We start from the raw sequence: 24,287 nt of genomic DNA on the forward strand, positions 1-24,287 counted from the left end.
ATGTCCGAATGGCTCGTCCTCACCCTCGCGATGGCCGCCGCCTGCGTCGTCGTGCTCACCATCGTCGTCATCAACCACCGGAGAATCACCGACGACGACGACCCCAGCGAAACCCCCGACGTCATCGAGTACATGACGATGATGATCGGCGTGGTCTACGCCATCGTGCTCGGCCTCGCCATCGCGGGCGTCTGGGAGGCGCGCGGAGCCGCCCAGGAGACGGCGCGTCAGGAGGCGCAGGCCCTGCACGAGATCTCGGAACGCGTCGAGGTGTACCCGGCCGACGTCCGCACCCGTATCCGCGCCGACATCGACGCGTACGTCTCCTACGTGGTCGACGACGAATGGCGCCACACGTCCGAGCGGGGCGAGCTGAGCGAGCGGGGCACCGAGCTGCTCGACCGCCTTCGCCGTGACGTCACCGACTACCGGCCCGCGGACGACCACGAGGGGCAGGCGTACCAGCCCCTCGTGGACCAGGTGGCCGTGGTCGACGACGCCCGCGGCTCCCGAGGGCAGAGCGCGGGGGCGACCATGCCGGGGGTGGTGTGGTTCGGCCTGGTCACCGGCGCCCTGGTCACCGTCGGCCTGATCTTCACCCTGCAGATCCGGCGCACCGGCCGCGAACTGCTGCTCGCGGGCCTGTTCAGCGCCCTCATCGCCTTCCTGCTCTTCCTCATCTGGGACTTCGACGCGCCGTACGGACGGGGCATCTCGGCGACGGCGACCCCGTTCACCGATCTCTTCCCCCACCTGACGGGCTGACGGCGGCCCGACCCCGACACGGTGTAGGCCGACCAGGGGACAGTGGTGCCCCATTCGCCCCTCTGGGATCGCGGATGTGGTAACGGGCTTCTAGCGTTTCCGGCATCGAGGTGCATACCAGGACATTCGCGGAAACTTCCGCAGCTGCTCCTCGGGGACCCGGAGGATTCACCATGCGCGCGATACGTGCCGCTTCCCTCGCCCTGCTGGGGGCGGCGGCCCTCTCCCTGACGGCTCCCGTCGCCTCGGCGGCGGACGGTGCAGCCGTGCCCGGTCCGAAGGCCGCACCGGCGAAGGCGCCGGGCGACTTCGTCGTCTCCCCCTCACTGGTCGCACCCGGCGGACGGGTGACGCTGAGCGCGCCGGGCTGCGCCAGCACCGCGACCGCGTCAGCCGGCATCTTCGACACGGCGACGATCCCGCCGGGCTCCACGGCCACCGCCACGGTGGACGCGGACGCCAAGCGGGGAGCCGTCTACACGGTCTCGTTCAACTGCACCGGCGGAGTCCAGGACACCGTCACCCTCACCATCACCGGTACCTCCACCGCCACGCCCACCATCGGCTCGACGGTACTCACTCCCCCGCGCGGAGTACAGGGCGGCCTGGGCGGCTCCGTGGACGGGATCGACACCGCGACGCTGGTGATCGGATCGGGCCTGGTCGTCGCCGCCGCCACCGGTCTGATGCTGGTCGTGCGGCGTCGTACACAGCCCGACCGGAGCCGGCGCCACTGACCGGACCTCCGCATCGGCCCCCACCCGGGCCGCGCGGGCGGGTCCCGCCCGCCCGCCGAACGCCCGTCGCCCCCGGTTCCTGTGCGTCAGGAACCGGGGGCGACGGGCGTTCGGACGGCCGGTCAGGCCGCTCCGCCGCCCACGCGGCGACGACGGGCGATGAAGAGACCGCCGCCGAGCGCCGCCGCGGCGACGAGCGAGCCACCGACGGCCATCTCCGTCGAGGACGGCGCGAGCGAGCCGCCGAGTCCGCCCTGCGAGCCCTGGCCGGCCAGCACGCGGAAGGACTGGGTGAGCGTCCGGCCGTTGCAGTTCACGGCCAGGTTGTACTGACCCGGCGTGGCGTTGTTGTGGACGCGGGCGGTGGCGGTGGAGACGCCGTTGTTGTTTCCGGAGAGGGTGGTCGTCGGGAAGGCGTTGGACGTGACCGTGCCGCCGGCGCAGCCCCTGACGCTGATCGTGAGGGTCGACCCCTGGTGGACGGCGTGGGGAGTGACGGTGACGCTGTTGGCTCCGTCACCGCCCCGGTCGAACTGGAAGGAACTGACGCCGACGCCGCCGGGTCCGGGCGTGGCGGCGGCGAGGGGGGCAGCGAGCCCGACCGCCGCGAAGGCGGTGGCGGTCACCGCCAGAGTGCGTGCAGCACGCATGGTTGAACCTCCAGTGGAAGACGCCCCGAAGCGGTGCTCCGGGAGATTCGACGAGTACGTCTTCCATGACGAACCCTCACAAGACAGGGCGATCCACGCATGTCGACACTGGTCCACCCCGGTGAGACGACACGCCGGGATTCGCATCCGAATCTGATGGAGTCGCAGGTCACGGACTATCAGGTGGCTTATCTGACGATTACTCGGATGGGTCATCGCGGAGGCTCACCCGTGCCGCCGCCGGGGTGGCGGCACGGGGCCGGTACGGCGGGGGCCCGGAGCGTGGCCGCCACCCGTTCGCTCCTCCCTGATCGCCGGCCGGAGCCACCGCACTTACCGTTCTCACGACGCCACGAAGGGAGAATCATGGGCCCCAAGGACTTCAGCGTCTTCGAGCCGAGGAGGCGCCAGCCGTGGGGAGTGCTGGCGCTGGTGATGCTCTCCGGCCTGGCGATGATGCGCAATGGAGTCGATGTCGAGGCCGGCCCGCCGCAGCCGGCTGCGGCAGCCCGCCCCGACACCCGGCCGATCGGGGTCGCGCCCTCCGCTCCCGAAGGTCTGGAGCCCCTGCCGTACGCCCCGGCCTCACGGGTGAGGATCCCGGCGATCAGCGTCGCCGCCCCCATCATCGATGTGGGCCTGGACGCGGACGGCTGGATCGAGGCCCCGCCTCCGCAGGACGCCAACCTTGCCGGGTGGTACCAGAACGGCATCGCGCCCGGACAGCGGGGCACCTCCGTCATCGTGGGCCACGTCGACAACACGGCCGGTCCCGCGGTCTTCTACGGACTCGGCTCGCTGGAGAAGGGCCGGCACATCGAGGTCGAGCGCTACGACGGACGGATCGCCGTCTTCGAGATCTACGGCGTGGAGGTGTACGCCAAGGCGAACTTCCCCGGCGTACAGGTCTACGCCGACCACGGCGTGCCGGAACTGCGGATCATCACCTGCGGCGGCGGATACTCGCGGGCGCACGGCTACGAGGGCAACGTCGTCGTCTACGCCCGCATGATCGGCTCGCGCTGATCCGACGGGGGGGGAGGGCCCCGAACGCCGAACGGCGTTCGGGGCCCTCCCCCGTCGGATCAGCGTCGCGGCACGGTGATGTCGTATCCGGCGTCGAGGAGTTCGGGCAGGTACCTGCGCAGTGCGGCCACGGTCTGCGAGCGGTTCCCGCCCGCGTCGTGGTGGAGTACGACGACACCGGGTGCGGCCCCGTCCAGGGCGCGGCGGACGATGGCGTCGGTACCGGGCTCCTTCCAGTCGAGGGTGTCGACGGTCCAGGCGAGGGGCTCCATGCCGAGTTCCGCGGCGATCTCGAAGGAGAGCTTGTTCCAGGCGCCGTAGGGGGCCCGGTACCAGAGCGGCGCGGCACCGAGGACCTGCTCGACGACATCGCTCGTGGAGCCGAGTTCCGCGCGGATGCGGGAGGGCCGCAGCCTGGTGACGAGCGGATGGGACCAGGAGTGGTTTCCCACCACGTGCCCGTCCTCCGCCATCTCCCGGAGCAGGTCACGGTTGTCGGCCGCCATCTCCCCGCAGACGAAGAACATCGCCCGGCAGCCGTACCGGCGCAGGGTGGCGAGGATCTCCGGGGTGTACCGGGGGTCGGGGCCGTCGTCGAAGGTCAGCATCATGGAGCGGTCGGTGGCGCCGGGCATCCGGAGGAACGGCCTGCTCCGGACCGGTGGGACACTCCGGCGGAAGGCCGGTGGCGCGCCCGCCGTCATCGGCCGCAGCCGGTACGCGGCGGGGTTCTGCCGGTAGCCGGCCGCCTGGGGCCCGGCTGCGGGCGTGTCGCCCGCGGCCGTCGCCGGCAGATCCTCCGGCGTCCCCAGCCGGTCGGAGGTGAGGGCCCCGACCGTGGCGGTGGCCCCCAGGGCGGCGGCGAGGCGCAGGACCGCCCGGCGCCCCGCTGGCTTCTCATCCTTTTTCATGACTAATAGCTCGCATGGCGGAAGGGCCGAGGCGCTCTTCCACACCGGCCGGCCACCCGAAAACACCCGATGGGCCCAAAGCCCTTCGGGGTCCTCGTGCCGGCGCACTCCCCCTGCCCGGTCCGGAGGACCGCCCGGGGACACGGCACGGTCATGCGGCGAGCCGGTCGCGGCGACGGCCGTCGACCGCTCACCGCACCACTCGCCGCTCGGTGCGACCGTTCGTCGCACACCGTCGTCCGGTCCCTGTCTCTCGCCGCCCGCATGCGTTCGGATACGCCCCGTGGGACCAAGAGCCGCAGGAGAGGTGTGGAACATGGTGACGGCGACGACCGACGAGAGGGCCCTCGCGGAGCTGCAGCGTGAGCACGGACCGGCGCTGCTCGGCTTCCTGAGCGGTCTGACCTACGGGGACCAGCAGCGCGCCGAGGATCTCGTGCAGGAGACCCTGGTCCGCGCCTGGTTGCACCCGGAGGCGTTCGACGGGCCCTACGCCTCGATGCGCCCGTGGCTGTTCACCGTGGCCCGCCGCCTGGCCATCGACGCCCGCCGCTCGCGGCTCGCCCGGCCCGCCGAGATCGGCGACGGGGTGCTCGCCGCCACCCCCGACCCGGCCGACGTCACCGAGTCCGCGGTGGCCGCTCTCGACGTGCGGGCGGCCGTCCGGGGGCTCAGCCCCGAGCACCGGGCGGTGCTGGTGCGGCTCTACTTCCACGGGCTGACGGTGAACGAGGCCGCCGCCGAACTCGGCATCCCGGCGGGCACCGTGAAGTCCCGCTCTCACTACGCGCTCCGGCAGCTCGGGCACCGCCTGCCCGGATACCGGCCGGGCCGCGGGGGCGTTACCCGGCCCCGCGCCGGGGCCGCACAATGACCACGAGACCCTCACTCCCGCCGCCGCGGACAAGGTGCTCGCCGACAACTTCGCCCCCTGGGTGCTCGATCTGGGGCTGACCGTGATCGCACTCGACGACCCGGGGGGCCGTGCTCGGGCTTCCCTGGTCCGACCGCCTCGCCCGGGAGGGCGGCGGGCTCAGCGGCCAGGCGCTGATGGCCGCCGCGGACGGTGCGACGGTCATCGCGGTCGCCGCTCTGCGCGGTGGCTTCGTACCGATGACGACCGTCCGGCAGTCGATCAGCTTCCAGCGCCGGTGCTGGGCACGGACGTGCTGGTGCGGGCCCGCCTGACCAAGGCGGGCAGGCGGATGGCGCTCGCCGTCATCGCGATGACGGCCGAGGACACGGAGGAGACGGACGCCCACGCCACGGCGGTCTACGCGCTGCTCGGCTGAGGCTCGCCCCCGCGGCGGTCCCGCCCGTCCCCGACGTCACGCGTGTGCCCCGGCTCCCCACCGGTACCGATCCGGCGGGGAAACGTATCCGAAACCACACGGGTGAGTTGAGTAAAGAGCGACCCGCAGGCGTCTTCCTCGGTGGAGGCTCGTCCTCGGGGTCCTCGCATTCTGCGTCCGGGAGAAGGTGGGAGCGTTGCTGCCCGACAGCACGAACGGCACCAGCGGCGGCGGTCTCGCCGTCCCGATGGCCTGGCTGTGTGCCGAGTTCATAGCGGACGACCTGCTGCGTGCGGGTTGTCTGGTCGAGCCCGGTTCACTGGAGTACCGGGCAGGACGCCAGACCCTGGCGCTCACCATCCACCTCTGCGAGGGCGCGGACGCGCCGTCCGGGGCGCGGACGGCGGGCCGCGTCGACGAGTGGTTGTCGCGGACCGCCTACGACCATCCCTGGCCCGAGTGGGTCCGCGCACGGCTCGCCGAGCGGATCGGCTCAGGCGAGGAGAGCCCCGATCTGGATCTGGCCCGGGAGACCTGGCGGCTGCTGGAGGAGACCCGGTTGTGGGCCGTGGATCTCGGCGGGCCGGCGGTGGGCGGGGCCGCGATCGACGAGACGGCCCACGCGTGGCTGCCCGCCTGGAAGCTGGGACTTCCGCTCGGGCACCTGGCACTGCACCTCTACTGAGCCGGCCGGCCGCGGGCTGCCGAGCACCCGCCGCCCGGCGTCCGGACCGGCGCACCGGGCGTCACTTCACGGAGCGGTGGCCGTGCGGTGCACTCCCGCGCGGTACTTGGGGATCCGCACCGTCACCTTCATCCCGGCGTCGATCGCGGTCTCGATGACCAGGCCGTACTCCGCACCGTAGACCTGACGCAGCCGTTCGTCGACGTTGGACAGGCCGATGCCCGACGCGGACGGCCGCTCTCCCCGCAGGATCGCCCGCAGGGCCGCCGGGTCCATCCCCACGCCGTCGTCCTCGATCGTCACCACGGCCTCGGCGCCGGCGTCCCGGGCGGCGATGGTGACCCGGCAGACGTGCACGGAGTCTTCCAGGCCGTGCTTGACGGCGTTCTCCACCAAGGGCTGGAGGCACAGGAACGGCAGCGTCACCGGCAGCACCTCGGGGGCGATCTGCAGGGTGACCTGCAGCCGTTCGCCGAAACGGGCACCGGCCAGGGCCAGATACTGCTCGATCGAACACAGTTCGTCGGCGAGCTGCGCGAACTCCCCGTGCCTTCGGAAGGAGTAACGCGTGAAGTCCGCGAACTCCAGGAGGAGTTCGCGGGCCCGCTCGGGTTCGGTCCGGACGAAGGAGGCGATGGCGGCGAGCGAGTTGAAGATGAAGTGCGGGGATATCTGGGCGCGCAGGGCGCGGATCTCCGCCTCCACGATCCGGGTCCGCGAGCGGTCCAGTTCGGCCAGTTCCAACTGGACGGAGACCCAGCGGGCGACCTCGGTCGCGGCCCGCACCAGGACGGCGGACTCCCGGGAGCCGTAGGCCACCAGAGCACCGAGCACGCCGTCCTCCCCGGTGAGCGGGGCGATCACCGCCCAGCGCAGCGGGCAGTCGACGTCCACGCAGCCGGTGTGCGCGGACCGGCTGCGGCCGGAGGTCAGGACGGCGGCCACCTGGTCCATGACATGGGCTCGGTGGTGGCCGTCGCCCGGACCGTCCCAGGCGAGGACGGCGTTCCGGTCGGTGAGGCACAGCGCCTCGGTGCCCAGCAGCGAGCGGAGTCGGCGGGCGGCCTTGCGGGCGGTCTCCTCGGTGAGCCCGGCGCGCAGCGGCGGGGCGGCGAGCGAGGCGGTGTGCAGGGTGTGGAAGGTGGCGCGTTCGACGGGGGTGCCCAGATCGAGGTCGGCGGCGCGGGCGTGACGGCGGGCGGCGAGGTACCCGAGGGCGTAGCCGGAGGCGAGCAGCAGTGCGGCGCCGACGGCGGCGGCCCCGGCGATCCCGTTCACCGGCCGGCTCCGGGGCGCGGATGGCCGGGGACGGGGCCGGGGCCGCCGGCGAACTCCTCGGGCAGATGGAGCCGGGCCAGCAGCGCGGGCGTCCCCCCGGGAATGTGCCGGGGGGTGGCGAGCGAGACCAGGACCATGGCGAGGAAGCCCAGCGGCACGGACCAGACGGCCGGCCAGGCGAGCAGCGTGCGCGGCCAGCCGTCGGGAGGCAGGTCGGCCCGGGTCGCCATCACGGCGGTGAGCGCGGAGCCGCCGCCGAGCACCAGTCCCGCCATCGCGCCGGGCGGGGTGAGCCGCCGCCACCAGATGCCGAGCACGAGCAGCGGACAGAAGGAGGAGGCGGAGACCGCGAAGGCCAGAGCGACCGCGTCGGCGACCGGCACCTTCGAGGTGGCGATCCCCAGGCTCAGCGGGACCGCGGTGGCGAGCAGGGTCGCGAGGCGGAAGTGCCGCACGCCCCGGGAGGGCAGGACGTCCTGGGTGAGGACGCCGGCGACGGACATGGCGAGTCCGGAAGCGGTGGAGAGGAAAGCGGCGAACGCCCCGCCGGCGAGCAGCGCGCCCAGCAGGTCGCCGGTGAGCCCGCCGATCATCCGGTCGGGCAGGACGAGGACGGCGGCGTCCGCGGCGCCGGTCAGGGCGAGTTCGGGGGCGTAGATCCGGCCGAGCGCGCCGTACACCGGCGGCAGCAGGTAGAACGCGCCGATCAGGCCGAGTACGACGAGGGTGGTGCGGCGCGCGGCGCGGCCGTGCGGGCTGGTGTAGAAGCGCACGGCGACATGAGGCAGGCCCATGGTGCCGAGGAAGGTGGCGAGGATCAGTCCGTAGGTGGCGTACAGCCGTTGGCTCCCGCGCCCTTCGGCCGGTGGCTGCGACCAGTCCGGGGGGCCGGCCCCCGGGTTGGTGTGCGCGGGGACCGGGGTCCCGGGCGGGAAGGCGAGTTCGGTGCCGCCTTCGACGTGATGGGGCCCGGGAGTGAGAGTGACGGCCGCCTCCTCGTAGGCGGTGCCGTCGATCCGGCCGGTGGCGGTGAGCGCGAGCGGTGCCTCGATGTCGATCCGTACGGTGTCGGCGACCTTCACGACAGCGTGCTCGCGGAACACCGCGGGGGCGTCGAAGGTGACCCGGGGCGCGTCGTCCGCGGTCCAGGCGGCGACCAGGAAGAGCGCGGGCACGAGCAGGGCCGTCAGCTTGAGCCAGTACTGGAACGCCTGGACGAAGGTGATGCTGCGCATGCCGCCGGCCGCGACGATCCCGGTGACGACGACGGCGACGATCACTCCACCGGCCCAGCCGGGCGCTCCGGTCAGGATCTCCAGGGTGAGGCCGGCGCCTTGGAGCTGGGGCAGGAGGTAGAGCCAGCCGATGCCGACGACGAAGAGGCTGGCCAGGCGGCGGACCTGCGGGGACTCCAGCCGGGCCTCGGCGAAGTCGGAGAGGGTGTAGGCCCCCGAGCGGCGCAGGGGGGCGGCGACGAGGACGAGCAGCACGAGGTAGCCGGCGGTGTATCCGACGGGATACCAGAGCACGTCCGGGCCTTGGAGGAGGGCGAGTCCGGCGATGCCGAGGAAGGAGGCGGCCGAGAGGTACTCGCCACTGATGGCGGCGGCGTTGAGGCCGGGCCGGACGGTGCGGGAGGCGACGTAGAAGTCGGAGGTGGTGCGGGATATGCGCAGGCCGAGCGCGCCGATGAGCACGGTGGCGAGGACGACGGCGGTGACGGCGGTCACCGCGTAGGCGTGGTTCACGTCCGCTCTCCCGCGCTCAGCGGCCCTCGACGAGGCCGGTGAAGTCGCGCTCGTTGCGCTCGGCGCGGCGGACGTACCAGCGGGCGATGCCCCAGATCACCGGGTACAGCCCGGCGCCGAGCACGACCCAGACGACGGACTCGGGGACGGGCGCGGCGAGCAGCGGCGGCAGGGCGCCGACGAGAAGGGCGAGGGCCCCGAGCGCGGAGAGCGCGGCGCGCAGCTGGCTGCGCATCAGGGAGCGGACGTAGGTGTGGCCGAGGGTGGTCTGTTCACTGATCTCGGACCGCGCGGGCGGATGTCCGGCCCGCGGCTGCGGCGCCCCGGCGGGCCGGACGTCGCCGCTCACGGCAGAGGCGTACGTGACCGTCTCACGCCGGGGCCGAAGCGGCGGCTGCTGCTCGGACATCGGTGTCCGCTCCGGCATCTGTCGACCTCGCAGGGGCTGGTGAGCGTCCAAGGAGTCTACGCAGCGGGGCCTGGGCGCGGTAGATCCGGCCGACGCCGGGAACCGGCGCTTCGGTGGGTGTGGCCGGGCTGCTGGACCGGTGACGCGGGCGGGCGGGCGGGGCGGCCGCGCGGGGCCGCCGGGGGCGCGGTCCCGGGGGGGCGGGGGGCGGCGAGCGTGGGTCAACCGCCCGCGCGCCGCATCAGCAGGTCGCGCAGTTCGCGCGCGTGGCGGCGGCTGACGGCGAGCTCCGCGCTCCCGACGCGGACCGAGGTGGCTCCCGCGTCCAGACGGAGTTCGTCGATCCGCCCGAGGGCGACGAGGTGGCTGCGGTGGATACGGACGAAGCCGCGGGAAGCCCAGCGTTCCTCCAGCGTGGACAGCGGAACGCGGACGAGGTGGCTGCCCTCGTCCGTGTGGAGGCGGGCGTAGTCCCCCTGGGCCTCGACGTAGGCGATGTCGTCGACGGACACGAAACGGGTGACACCGCCCCGTTCGACGGGTACCTGTTCGGGAGCGCCGACCGGCGTGGCGGGCACGGGGCCGGCGTGGACCAGGCCGTGGACCCGGCGGACCGCTTCGGCGAGGCGTTCGCGGCGGACCGGCTTCAGGACGTAGTCGACCGCCTTGAGGTCGAATGCCTGGACGGCGAACCCCTCGTGGGCGGTGACGAAGACGATGAGCGGCGGCCGTGCGAAACCGGCCAGCAGCCGGGCGACGTCGAGACCGGTGAGTCCGGCCATGTGGATGTCGAGGAAGACGACGTCGACGGCCTCCTCGCCGTCGGGGCCCGCGTCCAGCGCACGGCCGATCCGCCGCAGCGCCCCGGTCGCGTCGGTCGCGCCCTCGGCGCTGCGCACCCGGGGGTCCGCTCGCAGCAGGTAGAGGAGTTCCCCGAGGGCCGGCTCTTCGTCGTCGACGGCCAGTACGCGCAGCATGCGGCGGATTCTAAGGGCTGCCGCGCCCGTGGGCCCGTGGCTGTTCCAGCGGGTGCCTATTTCATCAGGCGCGACAGGCGCCGGTCGGCCAGCGGTCTGCCGCCCGTCTGGCAGGTGGGGCAGTACTGGAGCGAGGAGTCACTGAAGGAGACCTCGCGGATCGTGTCGCCGCACACGGGGCAGGGTCGACCGGTCCGTCCGTGCACGCGCAGGCCGCTCTTCTTCTCCGCCTTGAGCCGGCCCGCCGCGACGCCGTGCGTGCGGGCGACGGCGTCGCGCAGCGTGGTGCGCATCGCCTCGTAGAGGGTGGCGGTCTCCTCGTCGGTGAGCCCGCCGGCGGGCTTGAAGGGGGACATCCTCGCCGCGTGCAGGATCTCGTCGCTGTAGGCGTTGCCGATGCCGGCGATGAGGCTCTGGTCGCGCAGCGCTCCCTTGATCCGGCGGTGATCTCCGGCGAGCAGAGCGGTGAAGGCGGCGAGGTTGAAGCCGTCCGCCAGCGGGTCGGGGCCGAGCCGTGCGACGCCCGGGACGTCCCGGGGCGCGTGGACGAGGTGGACGGCGAGGCGTTTGGTGGTGCCCGCCTCCGTGAGGTCGAAGCCGTCGCCGCCGGTGAGGGCCGCCCGCAGCGCGAGCGGGCCCTTGCCTGGGCGGGGCGCGCCCGAGGGCAGCGGGTCGTGCCACCGGAGCCAGCCGGCCCGCGCGAGATGGACGAGGAGGTGCAGTTCCTCGCCCCCTCGGACGGCGGTGACGTCCAGGAACTTGCCGTGCCGGTCGACGCCCGTGACCTCGGCGCCCTCGATCGCGCTCAGGGGCGGGTCGTAGGTCTTGAGCACGCTGACGGCGACGGGCAGGACGCGGGCGATCTCCTTGCCCACGAGGTGCGCGTCGAGGAACTCTCGGAGTGCTTCCACCTCGGGCAGTTCGGGCATGGCTCCACCCTGCCGCACGGGCCCCCGGGTCGCGCGTTCAGCGGCCTTCGCCGGAGGGGTCGAGCAGCTCCAGCTCGTCCGCGAGGGACACGGCGAGGGCGTCGAGGTCGGGCACCGCCTCACCGTCGGCGACCAGCCCCACATGGACCCGGCCGCCGTACGGGGACATGGCGACGGCCAGCGACTGTCCGCGGGCGAGCGGGGCCATGGGGAAGAGCGCGCGCAGGGGTGCGCCGCCGAGGGAGAGGGCGGTGCGGGGCAGGGGCACCTGGGTGACCAGGAGGTCGAAGAGCAGCCGGGCGGCTCCGGAGGCGATCGGGGCGCCGAACCGGTGGGCGAGCGGGGGCAGCCGGTCGGCCAGTACGGCGACGGCGCCCGCTCCCCGCAGGGGGCCGGCGGCTTTGTTGCGGTCCATCGCCCGCCGTACCGAGGCCAGCCGGAGCGACGGATCGGCTTCGGTGACCGGCAGGTCGACGAGGTAGGCGGAGAGGCTGTTGCCGGAGGTGGCCGGGCCGCCGGGCCGCCGGCGGGAGACGGGGACCAGAGCGCGCGGATCGGCGCCGGGGGACGCGTCGCCGCGGGCGTGGAACCAGCGGCGCAGGGCCCCGGACACCAGGGCGAGCAGCACGTCGTTGGAGGTGCCACCCGCGCCACGGCGGATCCGCTGGATCCGCTCCAGTTCGAGGGTGGCGGTGGACACCCGGCGCGTGCCGCTGGAGAAGGCGGCGAGGGCGGCGGTCCCGCGGGCGTCGAGCCGGCTCGCGCGGACGACGGATGCGCCCACGTCGACCGCGCGGCCGAGATCCTCGATGCGGTCGCGGGCGGCGCCGACGAGGCCGGCCGGGCCGGGCAGCCAGGAACGCGGGGGCGCGGCGCGAACGGGGCGCCGGGGCGTAGCGCGTCCGCGGGCCACGGTGGCGATCTCGTCGAAGATCCCGGCGCCGATGGCGACGGCCCGCATGCCGTCGGCGAGTGCGTGGTGGAGCTTGACGAGGACGGCGAAGGAGCCGTCGGGGGCTCCGGTGAGAAGGTACATCTCCCAGGGCGGCCGGCCCCGTTCGAGGGGGCGTTCCATCAGCTCGCCGGCCAGCCGGGCGGTCTCGGTGCCGAAGTCTGTGCCGGACAGGCCGATCTCGCGGACGTGCCGCGCCACGTCGAAGGCATCGTCCGCGGCCCAGGCGGCGCCGCCGACGGGCAGCCAGACGTCCCTGACCCTCATCCGCAGGCGTGGGATCGCCGCGGCGCGGTGTGCGAGGAGGCCGGGGATGCCCGCCGGATCGCCGGGGGCGGGACCGAAGTGGGCGAGCGCGCCCAGGTGCATGGGGTGGTCGGTCGATTCCAGGTGCCAGAAGGCCAGGTCAAGAGGGGTCAGCAGCTCGACGCTCAACGGGTGCCTCGTGTCCTTGGGAGCGGCAGATGACCGAAGTCAATCGCGCACGGTCGGTTACGGTCAAGTACGATCAGATCACTCTGCGTTAATACCGTGTTGCTCGATGATGAACTCGCACCAGACGCACTTGCCGCCGCCACGCGGCTCCACGCCCCACACGTCCGAGATCATGTCGACCAGCAGCAGTCCCCGACCCGAGACGCCCGCGTCCCCGGCCTCCCTGCGCCGCGGCAGCGCGCTGGAGCGGTCCTCGACCTCGACCCGGAGCCGTCGCTCGGGGCCCGCGAGCATGCGGAGGGTCACGATCGCCCCGCCGTCGGTGTGCATCAGCGCGTTGGTGATCATCTCGTCGGCGACCAGTTCGATCTCGTCGGACCGCTCCCCCGCGCCCCAGGCCCGTACGGCGGCCCGGATCATATGCCGCGCCGAGCTGAGCGCCTCCGGGTCGCTGGGGGCGACGTGCTGCTGGAGCCTGCCACCGGACTGCGGGAAGTACACGCCCCGGCGGCGCAGCAGCAGGATCGCCACGTCGTCCTCGCCTCCGCGCTCGTCGACGACGTCGCACAGGTGGTCGACGAGGTCCTGGAGGTCGCGGGGTCCGCCGCGGACGAGCGCGGCGAGCCACTTCATGCCCTCGTCGAGGTCGGAGCCGCGCTGCTCCACCAGACCGTCGGTGTACAGCAGCAGGGTCTGGCCGGGGTCGAGTTCCAGCGTCGTCACCGGGAAGTCGAGCCGGCCGAACTCGGCCGACAACCCCAGCGGCAGTCCCCCCTCCACCGACACCCGGCGACAGGTGCCGTCGGTGTCCTGGAGCAGGGGGTCGATATGCCCGGCGCGGACCACCTGCACGACACCGGTGGACAGGTCGGCCTCGGCGTAGGTGCAGGTGGCGAAGCGGTCGGTGTCCAGTTCATGGAGGAAGACGGACGCGCGGGCCATGACGGTCGCGGGGGTGTGCCCCTCGGCCGCGTAGGCGCGCAGCACGATCCGGAGCTGCCCCATGACGGCCGCGGCGTGGGTGTCGTGTCCCTGGACGTCCCCGATGACGGCACCGACCCGGCCGCCGGGGAGCGGGATGACGTCGTACCAGTCGCCGCCGATGTCCCGGCCGAGCCGGGCGGAGCGGTAGCGGACCGCTATCTGCGCGCCGGGCACGTCGGGGATGCGGCGGGGCAGCATGGCCTGCTGGAGCCCTTCGGCCAGGTCGTGCTCCTGCTCGTAGAGCATGGCGCGCTGCAGGCTCTGGGCGATGCTGCTGCCGAGGGCGACCAGCAGGTTGCGTTCGTCGGCGCTGAACCCGGTCTTGTCGTTGTAGAGCAGGCCGAGTGCGCCGATCGGCCGGGCCTGGGCGATCAGCGGCAGATAGGCCGCCGAGGTGATGCCGAGCCCGCTGATGTGCGGCCACAACACGGGATAGGAGCCGGAGAAGTCCTCCGGGGACTCGATGAAGCGGGGCGCGAGTGTCCGGATCACCTCGCTCATCGGGTAGGGCTCGTCCACCCGGGTGAAGCGGGTGCCGGGAACGAAGGCGCCGTCGGGCCCTTCGGCGACCAGGTGGATCCGGCCGGCTTCCAGCAGTCCCATGACCAGGCTCGTGGCACCGAAGTACTCCAGGCCGTGCGAGTCGTTGAGGAGATCGATGACGTCCTGCACGGTCCGGGCGTGCGCGAGGGCGGCGGTGGTGCCCTCCACGACGCTGGTGCGTTTGCGACGGCCCTCGTCGAGGCCGAGCCGGGCGGCGTGTTCGGAGACCTCCTCGGACGCGTCGCGGATGATGCCGACGATCCGGCGGGGCCGGCCGGTCGCGTCGCGCTGGATCAGCCCCTGGGTGTGGGTCCACTGCGGTCGCCCGTCGCGCAACCGGACGCGGAAGTAGGCCCCGTAGTGGCCGCTGCCGTCCTTCAGGGCGTGCGTGACCAACGCGTCGAGCCGGGAGGTCTCGTCGGGTGTCACGCGCCTGGCGAGACTCGCGGGGTTGCCGTCGTACTCGTCCGGGCGCATGTCGAACACCAGCAGCGCACCGGAGTCCATCGTCATGAGACCGGTGTCCAGGTCCCAGTCGAAGCTGCCCATCCGGAACTCCGTGCCGAAGTCCCGGAGGAAGCAGCACGGCGCTCCCACGGCCCCTGGTTCGCAGCGGCACCGCTCGGCCGCCTCACCACCCCCGCTGCCCGCGCTCATGGGGCCAACGCTAGGCGCACGCCCCGCCGTGCGCACGGCGGACCTCACCCGTCGAAGGTCTCCGGCTGCCCGACAGCGGTGCCGGCCGGGAGGAGGTCGTCCGGGAAGGGTACGTTCGGCCCCACGGAGGGCGGCGGGAACAGGGCCGGGCTCGTGCAGTCCGGCGGTCGCGGGGTACCCGAGGCGCCCGGACCCGCGGGCTCGCCGGGCGGGGTGGGCGCCCGAGGGGTCGACGGTCCGGAAGGGAAGCCGGTGGCCGGGGGCGGCGGGGGATCCTCCGCGCCGGGCGGCCTTCGCGTCCCGTCGTCCGCCGAGGGCGAGTCGGTCGGGCTCGTCGGGAGGGGGCCGGCCACAGGAGGATCGGCCCCGGGGCGGCGGCCGTCCGCTCGCTGCCGCCTCCCCCGCCGTTTCCCCGGAGCGAGCAGCCGGCCACGGTGAGTGCCACGACCAGCGCGGCGGCAGCGCCGGCGAAGGCGCGTCACGAGCGGAGCGAGCGGCGCGGGGACGCGCGCATGGGTGTCTCCCTCCTTTCCCCACCCCGGACTCCTGTCTGTCGCGTCGGGGCGGAGCCCGCAAACGGGATACGCCCGTCCGGGGGGAGGTGCCTTCGGTCGGCGCGGACGACCCGACAGCGACACCGACTTGAACACGTTCAAGGAAGCCTCTACGCTCGGACCCATCAAGTTGAACGCGTTCAATCAGGGGGTGGGTGTGGTGTCCACACTGGTCGATCCGATCGTCATGCTGGGCATGTTCGTCATCGTCCCGGTGGGCCTGCGGCTGATCGACGGCCCACAGCCCGCCACGCTCTCGCTGCTCCGCCGCCTCTGGCCGCTGCTCGCCGTCCCGGGCGCCGTGTCCCTATGGCTGCCGCGCTCCACCGCCGCCGCCGCGGCTGCGGCGGTCTACGCCCTGGCCACGTCTGCGCTCGCCCTGCACGTCCCGGCCCGTCTCGCGGGCGCCCTGTCGCGGGGCGCCTGCGGTGACCCGCCCGCCCCGTACGGCCCATGGCCGGCCGAGATCGCCGTACTCACCGCGCTCGTGACACCGTCGGTCGCCGGCCTCGCCCTGGTCTTCGAACGCGCGGGGCACGAACTCTTCGGCTTCGACCTGGACATCCTGGCGCTGACCGTCCCCCACTTCCACTTCGCGGGCTTCGCCGCCGCGCTGGTGGCCGGGCTGGTCTGCCGGGCCGACGACGGTCCCGCCGCCCGGTTCGCGGCGCTCAGCGTCCCGCTCGGCACGCTGCTCGTCCTGCTCGGCTACTTCGTGGACGACTGGGCCGAGCTGATGGGCGCGCTCGTCCTCACCGCCGGGATGTGGGCCGTCGCCCTGGCGACCTGGCGGGACGTCCGCGCCTCCGCGCCCGACCCGGCCACCCGCGCGCTCCTCGCCGTCTCGGCCGCCGTCCTGGTGGCCACCATGACGCTCGCCCTGAGCTGGGCGCTCGGCGAGGCCACCGGCCTGCCCCACCCGAGCGCGACCTGGATGGCCGCCACCCACGGTCTGGGCAACGCCCTCGGATTCGCGCTCTGCTCGGTCCTCGCCTGGCACCGGCTGCGCGCCCGCTCCACCCGCCCCCTCCGAACGGAGAACGCAGGATGACCCGCCTGATCCGGAGCCTCTCCGGCACCGCCACGTCCTTCAACTACCCGGAGACCGGCGCCACCGGCGGCGGCCGTCTGCCGGCCGGCTACCACCACCTGCACCACGTCGCCCGGATCGGCCGGGGCAGGGACGCCTTCGAGACCGCGGGGGCCGCGGTCACCACCTGGCGCATGCACCGCGCCTCGGGAGCCCGGGTCCACAGCGAGGCCGTCCGCGCCCGGCCGGGCGTCCGCGTCGTGATCTCCGCGGGCGCCGGCCCGGTCAGGTTCACCGCGCCCTGCGAGGTGGTCTGGACGGCGTACGAGGAGACCCGCACCGGCTTCGCGTACGGCACCCTGACCGGACATCCGGAGCGCGGCGAGGAGTCCTTCGTCGTCGATCTCCACCCCGACGGCTCGGTCTGGTTCACGGTCACCGCGTTCAGTCGCCCCGCCGCCTGGTACACCCGCCTCGCGGGCCCCCTGGTCCCGGTCCTCCAGCGCGCCTACGCCCGCCGGCTGGGCCGCGCACTGGAGCGGATCGCCGCGGGCCGCTGAGAACGGACCGCCCTGTCCCGACCGGCGTTACGCTCCTTCTGTACGGATGTGCACCGGAGTCGGGCGCACCCGGCTCCGGGACGCGCGCCGATCGAGGAGGCAGCCATGAGCCGGTACGACGAGTACACGAGCCCCTCGCAGGCCGAGGGCGAGCGCCTCGACGAGGACATGGACGCGCGCGAGCGGATGCAGCGCCATCCGCCGACGACGCGCACGACGCCCTCCCAGGCCGAGGGCGAACGTGTCGCGGACGACGAGGAGAAGGACTGAACCGGCGGCCCGGACCCACCGCGGCCCGGGCCGACCCGCGACGCGATGGAGTGGTTCACCGCACCCGACTACTGGCTGAGCCGGATCGTCTTCCAGCGCGGGCTCGCCGGGATCTACCTGGTGGCCTTCCTCGCGGCAGCCCTCGAGTTCCGGGCCCTGATCGGCGAGCGCGGCATGCTGCCGGTACCGGACCACCTGCGCCGGATGGACTCGCGCCGGACGCCCAGCCTGTTCCACCGGCACTACTCGGACCGTCTGTTCGCCGCGGTCTCCTGGACCGGGGCCGTCCTCGCCCTCGCCCTGGTGGCGGGCGCCGGGGACGCCGTGCCCCTGGCCGTGTCGATGCTGCTGTGGGCGCTGCTCTGGGGGCTGTACCTGTCCATCGTCAACGTCGGCCAGACCTGGTACGCCTTCGGCTGGGAGTCACTGCTCCTGGAGACCGGATTCCTCGCCGTCCTCCTCGGCAACGACGACATCGGCCCGCCCCTCCTCGTGCTGGTCCTGCTGCGCTGGCTGCTCTTCCGCGTGGAGTTCGGCGCGGGGCTCATCAAGATCCGCGGCGACCGGTGCTGGCGCGATCTGACCTGCCTCTACCACCACCACGAGACCCAGCCGATGCCGGGCCCACTGAGCTGGTACTTCCACCGTCTGCCCCGGCCCCTGCACCGGGCGGAGGCCGCTGCCAACCACGTCGTGCAGCTCTTCGTCCCGGTCCTGCTCTTCGCACCGCAACCGGTGGCGACGGTCGCTGCGGGACTGATGGCGGCGACCCAGCTGTGGCTCGTCCTGTCCGGGAACTTCGCCTGGCTGAACTGGCTGACCATCGTCCTCGCGCTCTCCGTGATGGACGGTTCGGCGCTCGTCGGCAACCATCCGCGGCCCGCCCCGCCGCTCTGGTACGTGACCGTGGTCTGCGCCGCGACCGCGCTGGTCCTCGCCCTCAGCTACCGTCCGGCGCGCAACCTGGTCTCCCGCCACCAGGCGATGAACCGCTCGTACGACCCGTTCCACCTGGTCAACTCCTACGGCGCCTTCGGCACGGTGGGGCGTGTCCGCCACGAGATCGTCGTCGAGGGCACGGACGAGCCCGCGCCGGGGCCCGACACGGTGTGGAAGGAGTACGGCTTCAAGGGCGAGCCCGGTGATCCACGTCGCCTGCCACGCTCCTTCGCCCCGTACCGCCTCAGGCCGGACTCCCGCCAGGCGGATTGGTACAAGGAGCGCAGCAGGGCCGGTGAGCTGGTCCTCAAGCGCGCTGACCGGGAAGTCTCCCCTGCCGCGGTGTGGCGGGAGTACGGGTTCAGGGGCAAGCCGAGCGAGCCTGGGCGGTGGCCTCGGCAGTACGCGCCCTGGCACTTGCGGCTTGACTGGTTGCTGTGGTTCGTGGCCCTGTCGCCCTCGTACGGGACACCGTGGTTCGACGGCTTCGTGCTGCGGCTGCTGCTGAACGACGAGGACCTGTTGAAGCTCATCCGGCACAACCCGTTCCCGGATTCCCCACCCACGTACATCCGCTGCCGGCTGTACCGGTACCGCTTCACGACGTGGCGGGAGCTGCGGGAGACACACGACTGCTGGCACCGGACGTACATCCGGGACATGATCCCGCCGGTGCGGCTCCGCCCCCCGCCCGAGCCGTAGGCACGACGCCGTGCAGACGTGACGCTCCGGTGCCACCCTCTCGGGTGCGGTGAGGCACGGCGTAGGCAGCCCCGTCCCACCCCCGTGCGGCAGCCGGCGGCCCGCGAACCGGCCGATGCCCACCCGCCCGCCCGGATCACCCGCTCCCTGGCCCCGGCAACCGCCCCCGAATCCCGGACCTCCCGGATGCCGGACGGTTCATCCGGCATCCGCGACCTGGGAGGCCGTCCCGCCCCGCCTCCCCCGCTCCGGCCGCCGACTTCCGCGTGATGTCGTGGAACGTCCGCGCGAACCACGACTCCACCTGCGGGTGCCCGCGCCGGGGCCGTCGCGGTCGGCCGACGTCGTCACGCCTCGGCTGCTCGCCCAGCCCGTAGCGGATCTTGAATCCGGTCAGACCATTCCGATGCCTGGACCGGCTCATGTGGTTCGCCGCGCTCTCACCCGCGTACGCGCACGGCCGGAGGCGGGGAGCCGATACCGGGCGGCCGGGCCGATACCGCCCTGTACCCCCGGAGCCGTGGAGGCCGAGGGGGTACAGGGTGAGGCGACCGGTACGACTCAGCCCGGATCCACCGGCTCGTTTCGTGAGTGATCGTTTTCGGTGATCGAGGCGATGCGTCTGGCGGCGGGCATGGGGTGGCCGCTGGTCTGCCCAGCTTTTCCACATGTCCACAGCTCTCGGGCCCTGGCGGGCGGGTCAGATACGGGCAGGTCAGGTCGGTTGGGGCGGGGTGTGCAAGGTGTTGAAGAGGGCTTCGAAGGCGTCGTGCCAGGGCCAGCGTTCGGGCAGGTGCAGGGTGAGCCGGCGGGCCGAACGGGCCAGACGGGCGGGCACGTTGACCAGGTGATCACGGATGGTCGCGCACGTCGCGCGGGCGTGAAAGGTGCCGGCGAGCGTTCCGCAGGCGCGGGTCAGGTTGAAGGCGAGGGCGGCCAGCGCGAGCCAGGCGGCGTTCGCCTGGAAGCTGCCCGAGGGGGCGTGTGCGAACGGGCCGTTCTTCAGCTCGGAGATCACCTGTTCCACGATCGCGTGGCGCCGGTGGTCACGCTCGGCGTCGATGAGCGGCAGCGTGCTGTCGGTGAACGCGGCGTGGTAGCGCCAGGCGGTGAACAGCTCGCCCTGGCCCCCGGGCACGGTCGCGGGGTTCAGGCGCTTGACGCGTCGCACGATGAGACGGGCGGTGACCTGCTGCTTCTTCGGTTTCGAGGTGAAGGCGGTGTACTCGATCTCGGCGATCTCGGCGTCCGATATCCAGCGTTCCTCCTCGCTGTCCCACACCGCCTTGGGGTACTTGATCGGCGTCCAGGCCGTCTCGTCGATAGCGGCGATGGCCTGCTTGACGGAGGCGTTCATCCGCACCGTGACGGAGAAGCGGGCGCCGAGCGCGCGGCAGGCGGCGATCACCTCGGCGGCGTAGTAGGCCGCATCCGCCCGCACGGTCAGCATCCCGGTCGCACCGGACGCGCGGGCGGTGCGGACCGCCTCGGCGGCGAACGAACCGGCTCCGCGCACCGAGTTCACGCTGCCCTTGCGCAGCCTGGTTGCGGCGATCACCGGGGCGGCCAGCGGCGTGGACAGCGTCGCGATCAGCGCGTTCAGGCCCTTGACCTTGTTGTATCCGTAACCGGTGCCCTGTTTGGCATAGCCGTGGACCGGCTTGATGGTGTCGTCCAGATCGAGGTAGGCGACCGTGTCGGCGCCGGGCAGCAGCGGGGTGTGCGCGGCCAGGCGAGGCAGGAACCGGCGGGCGACGGCGTGCAGTTGCTTCACGTGCCCGTGGGTGAAGGACCGCAGGAAGCTGCCGAGGGTCGACGGGGCGCGGACCCCGGTGAACAGGCGCCGCATCGCGCCGTGCCGCAGCCGGTCCATGTCGTCGATACTGTCCGCGCCCGCGGCCATGCCCGCGATGAGCGCCATCGACTTGGCGGCCGGGAAGGAACCGGTGCCGTTCTTCGAGGCCGGCAGCCGCATCATCTCGCCGACCAGGCCGGGCAGGCCGCACCGCTCGGCCAGGCGCACCAGCGGCGCGAGCCCGCCGTACGCGATCAGATTCGGATCATCGAACCGTGCGGAGACCTTCGCCGCGGCATGGGAAGATTGCATCTCAGAAGTGCCCTGTTGGTCGTGCGTGCTGGAAGCGTGAGAACTCCCATCATCGCAGGTCACAGGGCACTTCCTCGTTCCCGGCAACGTCACCGCCGCACATCAACCGGTGGATCCGGGCTCAGTCGATGCCGGGCAGAATGTGCGGCTCCGCGAGGTCGTCCTCGTAGCCGGCCAGCCGGATGGGGGCCGCGTGCGCCCACACGTCCAGGCTGCCCAGCTCCCCGGACCTCTTCGGCCGGTCCGTATGTTCGGCCGGCCGCTTTTCCTGCTTCGTCAGTTCTGGTGTCACCGCGCACTCCTTCGTGTCGCGTGCCTATGAGGACATGGCCTTCGGTCGCGGTGGCGCCGTTCTCCGGGCGGGACCGCGGCCTTGGTGGCAGGCCAGTCCCCGGGCCGGCCGTGAGGGTTTGGTGAAACCCCGGTGGCCGACCGTAGGCATCAGAGTAACCAAATGAGCGGCCGCATGCTCTATGGGGCTCAGAAGTGTGACGCGATCGGGTGACTTCCGGACAGACGGGCGAACGGCGCGGTGTGGCCCACGCCTGGCGGGATGACCGGCCGGACCGGCCGGGTGACCGAGGACCTACCAGTTCGCCGGGGCGTAGTCCTTGAGGAAGCAGCCGTAGAGATCCTCACCGGACTCGCCGCGCACGATCGGGTCGTACACCCGGGCCGCACCGTCGACCAGGTCGAGAGGGGCGTGGAAGCCTTCCTCGGCGAGGCGGACCTTGTCCGGATGCGGACGCTCGTCGGTGATCCAGCCCGTGTCGACGGCGGTCATCAGGATGCCGTCCGACTCGAACATCTCCTGCGCGCTGGTGCGCGTCAGCATGTTGAGCGCGGCCTTGGCCATGTTGGTGTGGGGGTGGCCCGCACCCTTGTAGCCCCGGCTGAAGACACCCTCCATCGCCGACACGTTGACGACGTAGGCGCGCTTCGCCGCAACCGCCGCCATCGCCGGTCGCAGGCGGCTGATGAGGATGAACGGCGCGGTCGAGTTGCACAGCTGCACCTCGAGCAGCTCGACCGGGTCGACCTCGGAAACCGTCTGGATCCAGCTGTTGCTGTCGTGCAGGTCGGGAACGAGGCCGCCGGCGTCGATCGCCGTCCCGGCGGCGATCCGCTCCAGCGAGGCCGAACCGCTCACCAGGGCGAGGTCGGTGACCTCCTGGGCGGTCAGGGCGTCACCGGCACGCGCGGACGGCAGGGCGGGGATGTGGTCCACTGCGCCGGAGCCAAAGGTACCGATGACCTCGGACGGCGGCAGCTCGCCCGCGGGCAGCGGGCCCGACTCGGCCGCCACCAGCTCGCCGTACGCCTGCGGGGAGCGGCGCACCGTCTGGGCGGCGTTGTTGATCAGGATGTCCAGCGGCCCCTCGGCGGCCACCGAGTCGGCGAGCGCGACGACCTGCGCCGGGTCCCGCAGGTCGATGCCGACGATCTTGAGGCGGTGGATCCACTCGTCGCTGTCCGGCATCGCCTTGAAGCGCCGGATCGCGTCGTTGGGGAACCGGGTGGTGACGGTCGTGTGGGCGCCGTCGCGCAGCAGCCGCAGCGCGATGTACATGCCGATCTTGGCCCGGCCGCCCGTGAGCAGCGCGCGGCGGCCGGTGAGGTCGGTGCGGGCGTCCCGGCGGTTGCGGTTCTCGACCGCGCAGTTCCGGCACAGCTGGTGGTAGAAGTAGTCGACCTCGACGTACCGGGTCTTGCAGATGTAGCAGGAACGAGGACGCTGGAGTATCCCGGCGATCCGCCCCGCCTCGGTCACGGAGGAGGGCAGGATGCCCTCCGTCTCGTCGTCGATGCGCTGGGCGGAGCCGGTGGCGGTGGCCTCGGTGACCGCCTTGTCGTTCGCGGTCTTGGCGGCGCGGCGCTCCTGACGGCGGCGCTGCTTCACGGTCCGGTAGATGCCGGCGGTGGCACGTCGTACCGCGACGGCGTCGGGGTGGTCCACGTCCAGCTTGTCGAGCTCGTCGAGGACGCTCAGGCAGACGGCCAGGCGCTCGGGGTCGACACCCGGCCCGTACTCCTGGGTTTCTTCGGTCACCGTCATGGCGTCTGTCGTTCCTCGATCACTCGTGCGCTCACGCGCTCCCGTATCCCAAAAGCGGAATTTTACGGAGCGGAGGGCCGTGTCTCCAAACCCGCCGCCGGTGGGTGATCGAACACACAGTCGCCGCAGAGCCCGCCGGCGGGCGCGCGGTAGTAGAGGCAGCACGACGCCCGACGCAGCGCCGGACCGCGGACGGTGCCCGCCAGGCCCGGCAGGGCGAGGAGTCCCCCGACGAGGGCAGCGGCCCGTTCGGCGACCTCGGCGCGCCCATGGTCGCGGGACCAGCGGACCAGCTCCCGCAGCGCCCCCGCGAGGGCGGAACCGGCGTTGCCCCACAGCAGCCGCGGCGAGATCCGGCCGTCGGCGCGGAAGGCATCGGCCAGCGGGACCAGGTGGGCCTCGACGACGGCTTCGGCCATGTCCTCCACAGTGGCGGGCCGGGTGTCGGTCCCGGCCCACCAGAGATCGTCGGGCGAGGACAGCGACCCGTCCCAGTGCAGTTCGGCGGGGGTCAGGGCGGGGAAGCGTCCGTGGAGGCCGGCCGGGCCGAGAGCCGTCGACCACAGGCGCGCGGCGAGCCCGAGATGGGCGATCGACGCGGCGACCCTGCGCTCCGGGGCGCGCAGCCGGGCGGCGACCCGGTCGACGCGGGCACCGAGCGGTGCAGCGTCCCCCGCGTACAAGCGTGCCAGCGGCAGGTGCGCGCCGCCTTCGGGCAACGGAGCCGTCCGCAACGCGAAGAAGCCCCCCACCGATCCGCTCTCGACGAGATCCACCGTCGCCCCGCCCCTCTCCCGCAGTCGCTCGGTCCTGGACCCGGCGCGGCGCCGAGGTCCGCGGCCCACGGTATCGACGGCTCCCGGGGCGGGCCAATGTGGCCCGGACGGGACACGGACCGGCTCGGATCGAGTCCGCGCGCCCGGATGGGGCGGAGACGCCCGGTACGGCACCGTATGCCGAGAAAACCACGTCGTCCCCGTCCTGACCTGCCCGGGTGTACGTCTCCCGGGGTACGGAGCCGGCTCGTACTACGAGAGAAGTACGGCCGATGGGGTTCCCAGGTACGACGACGGAACCGCCGCGAGGAGAGA

Annotated in this window: 22 protein-coding genes and 1 pseudogene; 10 read left to right on the forward strand and 13 right to left on the reverse strand. The window is 72.9% G+C overall.

The window, feature by feature from the left end; all coding sequences use genetic code 11:
* Both OG393_RS02540 and OG393_RS02545 read left to right on the forward strand, forming a co-directional pair.
* Positions 1-765, forward strand: coding sequence for a bestrophin-like domain (locus tag OG393_RS02540; RefSeq protein ID WP_327372880.1), 765 nt, complete (start codon positions 1-3; stop codon positions 763-765).
* Between the two features lie 173 nt (positions 766-938).
* Positions 939-1,502, forward strand: a complete 564-nt coding sequence (locus tag OG393_RS02545; protein WP_327372881.1) for a hypothetical protein — start codon at positions 939-941, stop codon at positions 1,500-1,502.
* A gap of 122 nt (positions 1,503-1,624) precedes the next feature.
* On the opposite strand, the gene OG393_RS02550 is transcribed toward OG393_RS02545, so the two are convergent.
* Positions 1,625-2,152 (reverse strand): hypothetical protein, encoded by a 528-nt coding sequence (locus OG393_RS02550; RefSeq protein WP_327372882.1) that lies wholly within the window; start codon positions 2,150-2,152, stop codon positions 1,625-1,627.
* Positions 2,153-2,518: 366 nt separating this feature from the next.
* Between OG393_RS02550 and OG393_RS02555 the strand changes: the two genes are divergently transcribed.
* The gene (locus OG393_RS02555) at positions 2,519-3,178 is read left to right on the forward strand and encodes a class F sortase (RefSeq protein ID WP_327372883.1); all 660 of its coding nucleotides are present in this window, start codon (positions 2,519-2,521) and stop codon (positions 3,176-3,178) included.
* Positions 3,179-3,237: 59 nt separating this feature from the next.
* Here the strand turns inward: OG393_RS02555 and OG393_RS02560 are convergent, their stop codons facing one another.
* The gene (locus OG393_RS02560) at positions 3,238-4,089 is read right to left on the reverse strand and encodes a polysaccharide deacetylase family protein (RefSeq protein WP_327372884.1); all 852 of its coding nucleotides are present in this window, start codon (positions 4,087-4,089) and stop codon (positions 3,238-3,240) included.
* Positions 4,090-4,405: 316 nt separating this feature from the next.
* Here OG393_RS02560 and OG393_RS02565 point away from each other — a divergent pair, with 316 nt between their 5' ends.
* The 3 genes and pseudogenes from OG393_RS02565 to OG393_RS02575 all read left to right on the forward strand — a co-directional run bounded on the left by OG393_RS02565 (position 4,406) and on the right by OG393_RS02575 (position 6,066).
* Positions 4,406-4,963 carry a sigma-70 family RNA polymerase sigma factor gene (locus tag OG393_RS02565; RefSeq protein WP_327372885.1) on the forward strand — a complete coding sequence of 186 codons (558 nt, stop codon included), beginning with the start codon at positions 4,406-4,408 and terminating at the stop codon, positions 4,961-4,963.
* A 34-nt stretch (positions 4,964-4,997) separates the two neighbouring features.
* Positions 4,998-5,381: pseudogene (locus tag OG393_RS02570) on the forward strand (PaaI family thioesterase).
* Between the two features lie 196 nt (positions 5,382-5,577).
* On the forward strand, positions 5,578-6,066 hold the full coding sequence (locus OG393_RS02575; RefSeq protein WP_327372887.1) for a hypothetical protein: 489 nt from the start codon (positions 5,578-5,580) through the stop codon (positions 6,064-6,066).
* A 66-nt stretch (positions 6,067-6,132) separates the two neighbouring features.
* Here OG393_RS02575 and OG393_RS02580 read toward each other — a convergent pair whose 3' ends face one another.
* The 7 genes from OG393_RS02580 to OG393_RS02610 form a co-directional block, all read right to left on the reverse strand.
* Complete coding sequence (locus OG393_RS02580; protein WP_327372888.1) at positions 6,133-7,344, reverse strand: sensor histidine kinase; 1,212 nt, start codon at positions 7,342-7,344, stop codon at positions 6,133-6,135.
* Complete coding sequence (locus OG393_RS02585; RefSeq protein WP_327372889.1) at positions 7,341-9,092, reverse strand: sodium/solute symporter; 1,752 nt, start codon at positions 9,090-9,092, stop codon at positions 7,341-7,343. The genes OG393_RS02580 and OG393_RS02585 overlap by 4 nt, the downstream gene beginning before the upstream one ends.
* A gap of 16 nt (positions 9,093-9,108) precedes the next feature.
* Positions 9,109-9,501 (reverse strand): hypothetical protein, encoded by a 393-nt coding sequence (locus OG393_RS02590; RefSeq protein WP_327372890.1) that lies wholly within the window; start codon positions 9,499-9,501, stop codon positions 9,109-9,111.
* Between the two features lie 221 nt (positions 9,502-9,722).
* Positions 9,723-10,478, reverse strand: coding sequence for a LytR/AlgR family response regulator transcription factor (locus OG393_RS02595; protein ID WP_327372891.1), 756 nt, complete (start codon positions 10,476-10,478; stop codon positions 9,723-9,725).
* A 56-nt stretch (positions 10,479-10,534) separates the two neighbouring features.
* Positions 10,535-11,407, reverse strand: coding sequence for an Fpg/Nei family DNA glycosylase (locus OG393_RS02600; protein ID WP_327372892.1), 873 nt, complete (start codon positions 11,405-11,407; stop codon positions 10,535-10,537).
* A 37-nt stretch (positions 11,408-11,444) separates the two neighbouring features.
* Positions 11,445-12,794, reverse strand: coding sequence for a wax ester/triacylglycerol synthase family O-acyltransferase (locus OG393_RS02605; protein WP_327372893.1), 1,350 nt, complete (start codon positions 12,792-12,794; stop codon positions 11,445-11,447).
* Positions 12,795-12,872: 78 nt separating this feature from the next.
* The gene (locus OG393_RS02610; RefSeq protein WP_327372894.1) at positions 12,873-14,978 is read right to left on the reverse strand and encodes a SpoIIE family protein phosphatase; all 2,106 of its coding nucleotides are present in this window, start codon (positions 14,976-14,978) and stop codon (positions 12,873-12,875) included.
* Between the two features lie 714 nt (positions 14,979-15,692).
* On the opposite strand from OG393_RS02610, the gene OG393_RS02615 reads away from it, so the two are divergent.
* The 4 genes from OG393_RS02615 (at position 15,693) to OG393_RS02630 (ending at position 19,033) form a co-directional block, all read left to right on the forward strand.
* Positions 15,693-16,583, forward strand: a complete 891-nt coding sequence (locus OG393_RS02615) for a YndJ family protein (protein WP_327378286.1) — start codon at positions 15,693-15,695, stop codon at positions 16,581-16,583.
* Positions 16,580-17,122 carry a DUF1990 family protein gene (locus tag OG393_RS02620; protein WP_327372895.1) on the forward strand — a complete coding sequence of 181 codons (543 nt, stop codon included), beginning with the start codon at positions 16,580-16,582 and terminating at the stop codon, positions 17,120-17,122. The genes OG393_RS02615 and OG393_RS02620 overlap by 4 nt, the downstream gene beginning before the upstream one ends.
* 105 nt (positions 17,123-17,227) lie before the next feature.
* A complete protein-coding gene (locus OG393_RS02625; protein ID WP_327372896.1) occupies positions 17,228-17,392 on the forward strand; it encodes a hypothetical protein in 165 nt (54 codons plus the stop codon).
* A gap of 45 nt (positions 17,393-17,437) precedes the next feature.
* Positions 17,438-19,033: a lipase maturation factor family protein gene (locus OG393_RS02630; protein ID WP_327372897.1), complete on the forward strand. Its 1,596-nt coding sequence runs from the start codon at positions 17,438-17,440 to the stop codon at positions 19,031-19,033.
* A gap of 715 nt (positions 19,034-19,748) precedes the next feature.
* Here OG393_RS02630 and OG393_RS02635 read toward each other — a convergent pair.
* From OG393_RS02635 to OG393_RS02650, 4 genes are all read right to left on the reverse strand, one after another.
* Entirely contained in the window at positions 19,749-21,140 is a 1,392-nt protein-coding gene (locus OG393_RS02635) for an IS1380 family transposase (RefSeq protein ID WP_327372736.1), read from the reverse strand.
* A 121-nt stretch (positions 21,141-21,261) separates the two neighbouring features.
* On the reverse strand, positions 21,262-21,432 hold the full coding sequence (locus OG393_RS02640) for a hypothetical protein (RefSeq protein WP_327372898.1): 171 nt from the start codon (positions 21,430-21,432) through the stop codon (positions 21,262-21,264).
* 294 nt (positions 21,433-21,726) lie between these two features.
* Positions 21,727-23,196: an SDR family NAD(P)-dependent oxidoreductase gene (locus tag OG393_RS02645; protein ID WP_327372899.1), complete on the reverse strand. Its 1,470-nt coding sequence runs from the start codon at positions 23,194-23,196 to the stop codon at positions 21,727-21,729.
* 62 nt (positions 23,197-23,258) lie between these two features.
* On the reverse strand, positions 23,259-23,972 hold the full coding sequence (locus OG393_RS02650) for a (2Fe-2S)-binding protein (RefSeq protein ID WP_327372900.1): 714 nt from the start codon (positions 23,970-23,972) through the stop codon (positions 23,259-23,261).
* Positions 23,973-24,287 lie beyond the last annotated feature (315 nt).

The organism is Streptomyces sp. NBC_01216 (assembly GCF_035994945.1).
In the GTDB taxonomy this organism is placed as follows: Bacteria; Actinomycetota; Actinomycetes; order Streptomycetales; family Streptomycetaceae; genus Streptomyces.